Origin of the sequence: Rhodoferax sp. (assembly GCF_010365055.1) — a bacterium.
In the GTDB taxonomy this organism is placed as follows: domain Bacteria; phylum Pseudomonadota; class Gammaproteobacteria; order Burkholderiales; family Burkholderiaceae_C; genus Rhodoferax.
In genome coordinates this window covers 1-11,887 of the sequence record NZ_JAAFHA010000105.1, presented here as the reverse complement: position 1 = coordinate 11,887, position 11,887 = coordinate 1, and the positions used below count along the sequence as shown (strand labels likewise).

At 62.0% G+C, this 11,887-nt stretch carries 10 protein-coding genes; 4 read left to right on the top strand and 6 right to left on the bottom strand.

Annotation, left to right across the window (positions count from 1 at the left end; genetic code table 11):
* Nucleotides 1-311: 311 nt before the first annotated feature.
* The 5 genes from GZ093_RS17690 to GZ093_RS17670 form a co-directional block, all read right to left on the bottom strand.
* Complete coding sequence (locus GZ093_RS17690; protein ID WP_296488546.1) at nucleotides 312-998, bottom strand: DUF484 family protein; 687 nt, start codon at nucleotides 996-998, stop codon at nucleotides 312-314.
* The gene (gene dapF / locus GZ093_RS17685; protein ID WP_296488544.1) at nucleotides 995-1,870 is read right to left on the bottom strand and encodes a diaminopimelate epimerase; all 876 of its coding nucleotides are present in this window, start codon (nucleotides 1,868-1,870) and stop codon (nucleotides 995-997) included. Before dapF ends, GZ093_RS17690 begins: the two co-directional genes overlap by 4 nt.
* 51 nt (nucleotides 1,871-1,921) lie before the next feature.
* The gene (locus tag GZ093_RS17680) at nucleotides 1,922-2,263 is read right to left on the bottom strand and encodes a nucleotide pyrophosphohydrolase (RefSeq protein ID WP_296488543.1); all 342 of its coding nucleotides are present in this window, start codon (nucleotides 2,261-2,263) and stop codon (nucleotides 1,922-1,924) included.
* Between the two features lie 87 nt (nucleotides 2,264-2,350).
* Nucleotides 2,351-4,057, bottom strand: coding sequence for a hypothetical protein (locus GZ093_RS17675; protein WP_296488542.1), 1,707 nt, complete (start codon nucleotides 4,055-4,057; stop codon nucleotides 2,351-2,353).
* A gap of 35 nt (nucleotides 4,058-4,092) precedes the next feature.
* Entirely contained in the window at nucleotides 4,093-5,820 is a 1,728-nt protein-coding gene (locus GZ093_RS17670; protein WP_296488540.1) for a diguanylate cyclase, read from the bottom strand.
* Between the two features lie 409 nt (nucleotides 5,821-6,229).
* Between GZ093_RS17670 and GZ093_RS17665 the strand changes: the two genes are divergently transcribed.
* The 3 genes from GZ093_RS17665 to GZ093_RS17655 all read left to right on the top strand — a co-directional run bounded on the left by GZ093_RS17665 (nucleotide 6,230) and on the right by GZ093_RS17655 (nucleotide 10,040).
* On the top strand, nucleotides 6,230-7,918 hold the full coding sequence (locus GZ093_RS17665) for an MBL fold metallo-hydrolase (protein WP_296488539.1): 1,689 nt from the start codon (nucleotides 6,230-6,232) through the stop codon (nucleotides 7,916-7,918).
* A 467-nt stretch (nucleotides 7,919-8,385) separates the two neighbouring features.
* On the top strand, nucleotides 8,386-9,204 hold the full coding sequence (locus GZ093_RS17660) for a M90 family metallopeptidase (protein ID WP_296488537.1): 819 nt from the start codon (nucleotides 8,386-8,388) through the stop codon (nucleotides 9,202-9,204).
* Nucleotides 9,205-9,239: 35 nt separating this feature from the next.
* Nucleotides 9,240-10,040, top strand: a complete 801-nt coding sequence (locus tag GZ093_RS17655; RefSeq protein WP_296488536.1) for an RNA pseudouridine synthase — start codon at nucleotides 9,240-9,242, stop codon at nucleotides 10,038-10,040.
* On the opposite strand, the gene nhaR is transcribed toward GZ093_RS17655, so the two are convergent.
* Nucleotides 10,037-10,936 (bottom strand): transcriptional activator NhaR, encoded by a 900-nt coding sequence (gene nhaR / locus GZ093_RS17650; protein WP_296488534.1) that lies wholly within the window; start codon nucleotides 10,934-10,936, stop codon nucleotides 10,037-10,039. The genes GZ093_RS17655 and nhaR overlap by 4 nt on opposite strands.
* 184 nt (nucleotides 10,937-11,120) lie before the next feature.
* Here nhaR and GZ093_RS17645 point away from each other — a divergent pair, with 184 nt between their 5' ends.
* The gene (locus GZ093_RS17645) at nucleotides 11,121-11,669 is read left to right on the top strand and encodes an Rrf2 family transcriptional regulator (RefSeq protein WP_296488531.1); all 549 of its coding nucleotides are present in this window, start codon (nucleotides 11,121-11,123) and stop codon (nucleotides 11,667-11,669) included.
* Nucleotides 11,670-11,887 lie beyond the last annotated feature (218 nt).

Genomic DNA, 11,887 nt, shown 5'->3' with positions numbered 1-11,887 from the left:
TTGAGGCCGGGTGGCGTAACGGCAGCGCTTGATCTGATTGGCCGGACTCTGGGCGACAGACTGAAAAATCTAGAGTAGGCCAGCTGATGCAACGCCGAATCTGGCCATGGCGACCGGTCGCTGCGGCGCATTCACTTTGAGGCCAGCGCGCAAGCGCGCACAGTTTTCCCACCTTTAGATACGCGGCCACATGAAGCCCCCCTCTTTCGCCCGGCGGGGCGAGAGAGGGGTTGGGGGAGTGAGTGGGGGAAAGAACGTTCAAAATGCCAACCCAGTCAAGCCTGGCGCGGCAATCAAATGTTAAACGTTGCCTAGCGCAATTTGGACAGCGCGGCGCTGGCCAGTTCGGCGATGCGTGCCAGCAAGTCGGTGCCCATGGTGCTGTTGAAGCGTTGCGCGTCGGGCGAGGCCAGCACCAGCAGGCCAAAAGCCGGCGCCGTGCTGCCCAGCGGCCCGCTGCGCAAGGGCAAAATCGCCAGCGACGCGGCGGCCTGCGGGTCCGCCAGCCAGTTGACGACCTCAAAACCGGTGTTGACGCCGCAAAAGGGCTCGCTCAGGGAGGAAGCAAACAGCTTGGCATCGTCGCTCACGCCCTGGGCAAAGTCGGCCTGGGCAAACTGCGGTGCCACGTCCCACACCTTGATCCCCACTTGCGGCACCGCAAACTGGTCCTGGATTTCGGCGGCCATCTCACCGGGCAAGGCCAGGGGATCGGTCGCCATGAACAGACTGCGCGCCCATTGCAGCAGTTTGTCGGTCAGCAGCAGGTTGTCGTGGCCATTGCGCATCATGTCCATCAGCCGATGCTCCAGCATCTTGATCTTCTCGCGCAGCATTTGCGCCTGGCGCTCCTGCAGACTCACGGCCCGGTTGCTGTGCGGGCTGTTGAGCTGCACGGTGGCCAGCAACTCGGCGTGGCGCTCAAAAAAGTCGGGCGTATTGGCCAGGTAGTTGGCAATATCGTCTTCGGTGATGGGGTTGGTAAAGGGAGTCGTCATAGGTGGTCGGGTAGGTTGATTTCGCCGTGAAAAACTGTCGTGGCAGGGCCGGTCATCAGCACCGGTGCGCTGGCGCCGGCCCAGGAAATGCTCAGGGTGCCGCCATGGGTTTGCACCTGCACCGTGTCGTCAAGCAGCCCGAGCCGGATGCCGGCCGCCACCGCCGCGCAGGCGCCGGAGCCGCAGGCCAGGGTTTCGCCGGCGCCGCGCTCGTACACGCGCAGCCGGATGTGGCCGCGGTCCACGACTTGCATAAAGCCGGCATTCACCCGATGCGGGAAACTGGCATGGTGTTCGATCAAAGGGCCTTGCGCCAGCACGGGCGCCGTGTCGACATCGGCCACGACCTGCACCGCGTGCGGATTGCCCATCGACAGAACCGCTACATAAACAGTAGCTTCATGCGCAGCATCTACGAGGGCTAGCGGCCATTTTTGCCATAAACCAGCAACTTGCGGGTGCAGACCGGTGGCATCAAACGGGATGTCGGCCAGTTCAAACACCGGCGCGCCCATGTTGACCGTGACGCGACCGTCGGCGTTAAGGTGCGGCTCAATCACGCCGCCTCGGGTCTGGACCCGGATCGTATCCTTGTCTGTCAGGCCCTGGTCACGCACGAAGCGCGCAAAGCAGCGCGCACCGTTGCCGCACTGCTCGACCTCGGCCCCGTCGGCGTTGTGAATGAGATACTCAAAATCAACACCCGGCGCCGGTGCGGGGCACACCGTCAAGATCTGGTCCGCACCGACGCCGAAGTGGCGATCCGCCAGCAAGCGGTAGTGCGCGGCAGTCAGGCCAAAGCGGCCCTGCGTCTCATTGAGCACGACGAAATCGTTGCCGGCACCTTGCATTTTGGTAAAAGGGATTCGCATGGGGGCAATTATCTACGCCGCCGGTAGCGCGCTCCTGCGCCCCGGCCAGCTTCATGGCTCTGTGTGCGCAGGCACGGCACGCGGCGCCGGGTGTTTGATGGCATTCTTGACCAGCTTGTTCGCCACAGCGTTGGGAATGTCGATCGCGCAATGATCAGCCAGCTGCAGCAGGTACAGCAGCACATCGGCAACTTCGTCCGAGATCCGCTCTTTTGTCGCGGGATTCAGATGCGCTGCCTGCGACTCTTCGGCGGTCATCCACTGGAATATTTCAACCAGCTCCGCCGCCTCTACCGTTAGCGCGGTGCTCAGATTCTTGGGGGTGTGAAACGGCTGCCAGCTGCGCGCGGCGGCGAACTCACGCAAGGTTGATTGAAGGCCTTTGATATCCATGTCGTTGTGTCCCGGGTGCTGCGGCAATAATAATCCTGCCACGCAGCGGTCAGACTGCCACCAGGCGAGAATCTGGCGGGGCCAATCTCAGACGCCCAACACCTTCAAAACCGAATCGGCAAAACCCTCCAGCCCGCGCCCAAACAAACCGGTCTTGGCCCCGCCATGTGGCATTTCCTCGTACACATAAAAACCGGGGCCGCCGCCAAAATGGTCGTTGAACAACTCTTGCCGCCCCATCAGATAGGCACCAAAGGTTTCACAACGCAGCGTCGAATACGCCAAATTGGCGCTGAAACCGATGGTGGCCGCCTGATTGATGCTGCGGCCCTGGTCGGCTCGCTCCACCCGGATACCCCGGCAGCCCTTGACCACCAGCTTGGCCGGGCCGTGAAACACCAGATAGCGCAGCTGCAAGGTCAGCCACGCGTTCAGGCTGCCCAAGCGCCAATGGCGGGTGATTTTGACCGGTCGATCTTTTTCTTGAACAACGCCAATCAGCCGATGCGGCTGGAATACCAGCGCCGCGCCTGCCGGCAACGAAATGACCCCCACCTCGCTGAGCGGGTCTTTGGTGGCTGACACCACGATCGTGGCGCTGGCTGCGGCGCGAATGCGGGTCATGCCAAACAGGCCCGCCGCCAGGCTGGTCAAGGGATACGACCAGTCCAGCAGCCACTGGGTCGCCTTGTCGCCCTGCGTGGCGGAGCTCTGCAGGTACTCGGGGTGTATCAGGAGCTCCTGGTTTGCATGGATCGTGATCGCCTGGGAAACCGCAGACACTTTCAGCCGATCTGCGTCACTCGTCATGCACTCAGCCACGCCCTCAATATCGCCGGAGACATCCGGCAACAGAGTAATAGCGGCGCGCCGCGATGCGAAGGGCGCGATCAGAAAATAGAAAAACGCCTTGATGGCGATCGGCGTGACCATGATACCCAGCAGCAACGCGATGGCGGTGGGCAAAACTTGGTGCGCCGAGTCAACTAACAGGGCAACCCAGTTTTGCCGGTAGCTTTGCTCGCGCGCGCCGATCTCCTGGTTCAACGATTGAAGGACAGACGCGATCTGATCCGGCGCTTGCCGGACGAGTGCACCGCTCTGCCTGATCGCATCCAGGGCTTGCTTCTGGTTCAGATACGCCTCAAAAGCCCGCTTGTTGCGGGCATACAGATCGTCACGCTCTTGGGCCAACGGCAGCACTCGTTGATTGGCCTGCGACAAGGGCAGCCACCAGGTCGGATTGGCCGCTCGGACGGCAGACAAGGCCAGGTCAGCGCTTTGATAGCTTGCATAGATGGCCGCGTGAACCTGCCTGAGGCGCTCAAGCTCTCTGGCACCCTGTTCAATCGCTAGAGCCATGCGCAGAGCGCTGAGAGCGCCCCGCTCCTGCGCCAGCAGGCTGATCCCGGCCGAGCGCTTCAAGCTTTCAAAGTACGCAGTGCAAGCCGCGCCCCCGAGCAAGACACACTTCTTTGGATCGAGTGACATGCCTTGCAAAGCTGATTTGCGCGCGATCTCCGACTCAATTTGCGCGATCCGTTGCGCCAGCGCCGCGTCGCCGGCTGCTTTGAAACGCTCGGCGCGTTCAACAGACTCGGCTCGCTGGGCGGTGATGTCGCGTTCAACCAGTGCTTGGCCGGCCTTCAAGGCGGCAATCCCGTCACGCGTCAACAGGTAGGACCTGATTTCCTTTTGAATCATGCCAGCGGCCATCAACACGGCGATGATCAGCAGCAGCGACAGCAAATTGCGGATGATCCAGTGGCCGACGATCCCCAAAAGCGTGCTCACTTTGTCCCTTCAATTGATCTTTGATGAGCTGCCACTCAGGTCGCGACCACCACCCGGTTGCGACCGGCGTTCTTGGCTTCGTACAGCGCTTTGTCCGCGGCAGAAAGCAAGGCCTCCACCGTGCTTCCATCGACTGGAAAGTGCGCCAAGCCAATGGAGATCGTGACGGTTCCAACGTCTTTGCCCGCGGCATGGAGGGCCAGTTTTTCAACTGCCTGGCACACCCGCTGCGCACGCCCAAGTGCCAACTCGGGCGTGATGTCGGCCAGCACGATGGTGAACTCCTCCCCACCATAGCGCGCCGCCACGTCGCTGCCGCGCGTCTGGCCTTGCAGAACCTGGGCGACCTCGCGCAGCACCTGGTCACCCACCTCATGCCCGTGCTGGTCGTTGAAGCGTTTGAAATGGTCAATGTCAATCATCATGACCGCTAAACCCGCGTAACTGCCCTTGACTTGCTGACGCATCGCACGCTTGACTTCACGCTGCGACGACTCATCGAAGAAGCGACGGTTGTACAAACCAGTCAAAGCATCGCGCATGGAGGCTTGGCGCAGCGATTCACGCAGCTTCAAATTGCCAATCGACAGGCCCACCTGTTCGAGCGCAAATCGCCTGCTGCCTTCAATTTCGAGATTCTCACCCGGGTCGGGCGCAACCTGCGCTTCCAGCACCAACATGCCCAACAGCTCGCCATGGGCCCGAAGTGGCAGGCATTGAACATTGTCCTGCGCGCACCAATGCTCCGATTGCAGGTGGGCACAGGAGGCAGAGCCGCTTTGAACAGGCTGTCGAAACGGCTGCCCCAAACGCGCGGCCCAGCAATCGCCGGGCTCAAAAAAGTCGACATAGACCTTGTCGCCCCAAGTGAATGACCGCCGCAATTGGTTGTGCTCGACCGCCATCAAATACAGCGCACCGTCTCCCGCCCGCATCAATGGTGGCAAATGCTGCTTGAGCAAACCAACGGCTTCGTCCATGCCCGCGCAGGACTGCAAGAAGCGGCTCAACTCGGACAGCAACTGCACCTGTTCATTGCGCGTCGCGGCAGCCGCCAACAGTCGCGACAACTCGACGTTGCGCTCATCCATGACCTGCTGGGCAACATCCCCTTGGGTCGTGGCATTTCTGAAACGCTGAACCAGGCCAATCAGCAGGAGCAAGTTGATCAGTATCGATGCCCCTAGCGTCAAGTAGTTGTTTTTGATTTCTCGCTCGTCCTGGGCCTGCTGCGTGTTCTTGCGTCGCACCTGGTCGGCCTCCAGCACCTGCAGCGCCTCGCGCACCGCGAGCATGGTCTGGTTTCCAGTGTCCGCGAGGATCAACTGCACCGCTTCGTCGGAGCGTCCCTCGCTTTTCAGACTGACCGTATGGTCAAGGTCCTGCAGTTTGGCGGCGATCGCCTTGTCCAGGACTTCAAGCGGCGCCAGCGCCGATGGGTCTTGACTCAAAGCGCTGCCCAGCGCGGCCCGCGATTGCCGCATTTGGGTTAGCGCCGTGTAGTAAGGCTGCAGATAGGGCGCGCGACCGGTGAGCAAAAAGCCGCGCTGACCGGTTTCTGCGTCCAACAATTGACTCATCGTGTCTCGCAGCGCCGTGTCGACATGAAGCGAGTGGGTAACCGCTTCTCGCGAGTCTGCCAGGCGCGACAGGCTGCGCTGCGACAGGACCGCCGTGGCCAGGATGGCAGCAGTCAGCAAAACCCAAACCATCGACGTCACACTCCGGTAGCGACTATTTCTGGCCAGGCTGGCGGATGACATGGACGGCTCCGGCATGTGAGCCATCAATTTTCCAAGGGCGCGCACGCGCCAGTCATCCTCAAAAAAGGACTGTTTTTGCCTGTGCAGTCAGCGTTCAAAGTTCATTTTCCTGGAGAAGGTGACTCGGATTTGAGTTGAAGTCAGGTGAGAACCTGTTTGTTGACGGGTCCGAGCCCGTCATGGACAGGTCAATGGCCTCTTCAGGCCAACTGACATAGGGCTGCACTGTGGACCGGCACACGACTCTTCTCTGTGCGTTGCCGCACATTGGATCGCTGCTTGCCTCCTGTTCGCCTGAGCCAGGCCGCTGCTTTGGGGACAAGAAACGGGCAACGCACCCGACATGAACGTCTCCAGCAGGCTTGAAGAACAGTACCCAATCGACACGTTCCAAGCCGATAATTTGCCGATGCCACGCCCGTCCCAACTCTTGCACCCCGCGCGCACCCCCGCGCCAACCCGACCGGCCGCGACCGTGCTGTGGCTGCGCGACACACCCGATGGGCTGGAAGTGCTGATGACACGCCGCTCCACGACGGCCAGTTTTGTGCCGGGCGCCTACGTATTCCCCGGTGGCGGCGTGGACGCGCTCGACAGCGCCAGCCACGCCCAGGCCAGGCGCCGCGCCAGCCAAAGCGACCTGCACTTGACGCAGGCGATTGCCGCCATCCGCGAGAGCTTTGAAGAGCTGGGGGTGCTGCTGGCGCGCCGGGCCGATGGCACGCACGCGGACCAGCACGATGTCGACGCCTTGAGCCGCAACCATCCCTTTACGGCCCAATGTCAGACCCGCGGCCTGCTGCTTGCGGCCGACGAGGTTTTTGTGCTGGCGCACTGGATCACCGACCGCGACCTGCCGCGCCGCTTTGACGTGCCGTTTCTGGTGGCGCGCATGCCCGCGGGGCAGACGCCGGTGGCCGACGAGAGCGAGCAGTTCGAGCCGGTCTGGGTACGCCCGGTTGACGCCCTGGCGCGGCACGCGGCGGGCCAGTTCTTCATCATCTACCCCACCATCCGCACGCTGGAGCGGCTGCTGCACTACGACGACGTGGACGCCGTGCTGCAAGCCTGTGCCGTCAACGAGCAGCCGCTGTGGACTTGCTGCCCGCGCGCAGGTCTGTTGGGCGGGTGCGAGGTCCGGTTCATGGAGCATGAACTGCCTTTTGGCGAACTGGCGCTGGTCTGCCCCGACGGACAAGTCGTGCACCCGTTGGACTGGCAGACCGAGCGGCCGGTGGCACTCTTGAAGAACGTGCTGCGCCTGACCGCGCCCAACCCTGGCGCCATGACCGGGCCCGGCACCAACAGCTATCTGGTGGGCGACCCGGCGACCGGCTACCTCGTGATCGACCCCGGTCCGGCCGACCCGGATCATCTTGAAAAGTTGTGGCGCGCCGCTGGCGGCGACATCCGCCTGATTGTGTGCACCCATTCGCACCCGGACCACTCACCCGGCGCCCGGCCCTTGCAGGCGCTGTGCGTACAGCACGGCCAGCAGCCCCCGCCGATTCTGGGGCTGCCCAGCGCGCCGACGGCCCGTGCCCACAGTGCATTCACGCCGGATAGAGAACTATTAAATAATGAGCTACTCACGCTTATTCCACGGGTGCCAGAGGCTGATTTGTCATATATTTCAAGCCACACGCTGCAGGTGATTCACACCCCCGGCCACGCCGCCAATCACCTGTGCCTGGCGTTGCTGGAAGACGGCTTGCTGTTCAGCGGTGACCACATCCTCTGCGGCAGCACCACGGTGATTGACCCGCCCGACGGTGACATGCAAGCCTACCTCGACTCGCTGGACCGGTTGAGCGCCGCCTGCGAGGAACACCAGCTCAAATTCATCCTGCCGGCGCATGGCTACGTGATCGGCGGTTTTGACGGCGAAGCGGCTGCGGCCATTGCGCATCTGAAGGCCCACCGCCTGCAGCGCGAGGCGAAAATCGTGCAGGCGATGCAGGATCAGCCGCACGGCACACTGGACGACTGGGTCGCGCAGGTCTACGACGACGTGCCAGCGCGCATGTGGCCGGTGGCCAAGCGCTCGCTCATGGCGCATCTGGCGCGCATTGAAGTCAATTTGTCCCTGAATGAGTGATTGCTGGCTGATGTTCGCGGGAGTCGGGCGGATGCCGGGGGCTCTCAACGCTTCGCTGTTTGAAATCGCCCCCAACACCCGCCGCACTCCCGCCTTGCGTTGCCGTTTGATCCGATCTGGGGCCATTGGGGCAGGTTCACCAAATACCGCTGCCGCTGCAAACCTGTCCTGCGCCAGAATCTAGGCCTGCTTCGCGAACCAGGGTACTGCCCGCAGAAGTTGGGGTGTGGTTCCCCGCCGATTTAGTTACGACAAACCTTGCAGGCAAGTTAGTCTCCTCTGAAACTTCGATTTCGGGGCATCTGACAGCATGAGGCGGGGGCCCACGCTCCAACTTCTGCCATCCCGATCAATGCCTGCTGCCTACCTGCCTGATGGTGAGCGTGCCAACATTTTGGCCTATTGAAAAACGCCGGCTTCATGCCAAGATACAGGTCTGTTGAACTCTTACTCTAGGGGACGGTCATTTGCCAGCTCTCATTATTTCCGCGCTGGCCCTGCTGTTTGTCCTGTGGCTGCTGGGTCAGCCCTATCTGACCGAGCGCAAGCGCCAGAAGATTCGCGCCCAGCCCTTCCCCGCCGCCTGGCGCGACATCCTGACGCGACGCGTGCCCTACGTGCGCGCATTGCCCGCCGACCTGCAACTCCAGCTCAAGCGCCACATACAGGTGTTCGTGGCCGAAAAAGCCTTCATTGGCTGCGATGGCCTGGAGATCACCGACGAGATGCGGGTCACCATCGCAGCGCAAGCCTGCCTGCTGATCCTCAATCGCCACGGGTATTACTACCCCGAACTGCGCCAAATCCTGGTCTACCCCGGCAGCTTCGTGGTGCAGCAGGCGCACACCGACGACAGCGGTGTGGCGCACCAGGGGCGCCAGGTCCTGGCCGGTGAATCGTGGTCCCAGGGCCAGGTGATTCTGTCGTGGCAGGACACGCTGGCCGGCGCCGCCGCGCCCGACGACGGCCAAAACGTAGCGATCCATGAATTTGCCCATCAGCTGGATCAGGAAACGGGCGCTGCCAACGGCGCGCCGCTGCTGGCGCGACGCACCCACTACGAACGCTGGTCAAAGGTGTTGGGTGCCGAGTTTGACGCGCTGCGAATGCGCCCTGCACCGAACGAGAGCTCCTTATTCAGTGACTATGGCGCCACCGATCCGGCTGAATTTTTTGCCGTCATCTCCGAGGTGTTCTTCGAGCAACCACAGCGCATGGCCGAACAGCACCCGGCGCTGTACCGCGAACTGGCGCAGTTTTACCGGCTGGACCCGCTCAGTTGGTGACGCGAAAACCTGTCCGGCACGGTTAACATGCCGCCATGATCAAAGCCAAAAAAAGTGCTACCCCTGCCCATCGCGACGCTGATCGCGAGGGTGAACGCTTGGCCAAGCGCGTCGCCGAAATGGTGCCCTGCTCGCGGCGCGAAGCCGAACAGTACATTGAAGGCGGCTGGGTCAGCGTGAACGGACAGGTGGTGGAAGAGCCGATGGTCCGCGTCTCCGAGCAGCGCGTTGAGATTGATCCCCACGCCAGCCTGCTGGAGCTCGCCACGGTGACGCTGCTGCTGCACAAGCCGCCTGGGTTCGATGCCATGGCCGCACCGGGCCAGGCCAATCGGCAGGTCAAACCGGCGCAGCAATTGCTGACGGCTGCCACGCACGCCACCGATGACGCGTCGGGCGTCCGCCTGCTCAAGCGCCACTTTGCCAAGCTCACGGCGTGCGTGCCGCTGGAGACCGCCGCCAGCGGCCTGGTGGTGTTCACGCAGGACTGGCGCGTGCTGCGCAAACTCACCGAAGACGCTCAGTTGATGGAGCAGGAAGTGATTGTGGAGGTGGCGGGCGAGGTGCCAGCGCAGAGCCTGCAGCGCATCAACCAGGGACTGGCAGTAGACGGCCAGCCGCTGCCGCCGGTCAAAGTCAGCCTCAACAGCACCGGCGAGACCTCATCGAAGCTGCGTTTTGCCCTCAAAGGTTCGCACCCGGGCCTGATCGCCTACCTGTGCGAGCGTGTGGGGCTGCAAATTGTGAGCATGAAACGCCTGCGCATCGGGCGGGTGTCGATGACCCAGTTGCCCCCTGGGCAATGGCGCTACCTGCAGGCGCACGAGCGGTTTTAAGCGGCGCCAAACCGCTGATCGCGCGCCGCGTCGGTGATGGCCAGCACGCACGGGTGCGTGATGCGCCGCTCCACCGACAGCGCAAAAAATTCCTCCACCAGTTCGTCGGTGTGACCGATCACGTCGACCCCAAACTGTGCCACCGTCTCGGCTTCCAGCACCGTGGGCGCCATGAAAGCGCCGCGCCCCTCGCGCCCGAACGCTTTCAGCAAGGCAGCGTCGTCAAACTCGCCAATGACTTGTGGGTGAAGCTGGTGCCGGGTCAGCCAGCCCTCCATTTGTTGGCGGATCGACGTCGATCCGCCCGGCATCAACATCGGCATGTCGTTCAGGCATTGGGGAAAGGGGCCGCGCAGCCGGGACTTGAGCGTTGGAGCGCAAAAGAAGCTCATGCTGCTGCGGCCCAAGGGGTGACTGAAGGCCTTGACGCTGACACGCCTGGGCAGCGGCTCATCGGCAATCACCAGATCCAGCCGGTGCAAGGCCAATTGCGCCAGCAGGTCCGGGAACTTGCCTTCGCTGCAGATCAGCTTGACTGGTTCCTTCACCGCCATGGCCGGCTCCAGCAGCCGATAAACCACCGACTTGGCCACGGAGTCAGCCACCCCGACCCGGAAGTCCAGCACGCGCCGGCCACCTCTGGCCTGACGCACGGCGGCCTCCAGTTCAGCACCCAGCGCGAATATCTGCTCGGCATAGTCCAACGCCAGCCGACCGTCTTCGGTCAGCTCCAACTGGCGGCCGCTTTTGCGAAAAAGTTTGCGCCCAAGCCATTCTTCCAGCAGCTTGATCTGGCCGGACAGGGTTTGCGGCGTGGTGTGCAGCTGCTCGCCCGCGCGCATGATGCCGCCGGCCTTGGCCGTGACCCAAAAATAATACAAATGCTTGAAATTCATGCGTCGGCTCCAGTTTTATCGATCGGTCTGGCTCTGACCGACACGCTTTGTCGTCGTCACCATTTTGCCCATATCATTCGTATTTTTCGAAGTTAAATTGTCATAAATACGAATTTACACGAAGTGATTGGAACTTTATAGTGCTCTTTGTGTCACACCATGTGATTGAAACAGGAGAACAACTATGCGACTCAGTACCAAAGGCCGATTTGCCGTCACAGCGATGATTGACGTGGCGTTGCGCGAAAAATTGGGACCAGTCCCGCTGTCCGACATTGCGGTTCGGCAACAGATTTCGCTCTCTTACTTGGAGCAAATGTTCAGCAAGCTGCGCCAGCACGGCTTGGTGGCCAGCACGCGCGGGCCTGGCGGCGGCTATGCGCTCGGACAGCAAGCTGACCGCATTACCGTGGCTGACATCATCGCTGCGGTTGAAGAGGACAGCAGTCCCGACAGCAAGGACACGGCCCGCCACACCAAGGCCGCCGCAAGCAGCCCGGGCAAGGACATGGCCCAGGATCTGTGGGACAGCCTGAACAGCAAAATGATGGACTACATGCAGTCGGTCACTTTGCGCAGTCTGGCGCTCGGTCAGCTGGCCAAAGGGGTTCGGATTGAAGAAAAACCGGCGCCCAACCGGGGCGTGTTCAAGAAGCCGAAACAGGAATCGGTGCAGCGCAGTGTGCCCAACTCCGTTTTTGCACTCGGTCAAGCGGTGCTGGCGCGCGGTTAGAGCGCAGCCGCTCACCTCAATGCAGCGGCGAAAAAAGTGTGAAGCCCACCGATAAGCCGGATTCTGTGCATTGAGGTTGCCCTCAATGTGACTGCCATTAATCTGGGCCACTGATCACTCAGTGGCTCGGTGCTACCTACCCGCACACTCCGGGGGCCCCGTCAACGTGTGCCTACTTGGTATTGCTGCGCGTAGAGATTGCCCGTTTCACCCGAACT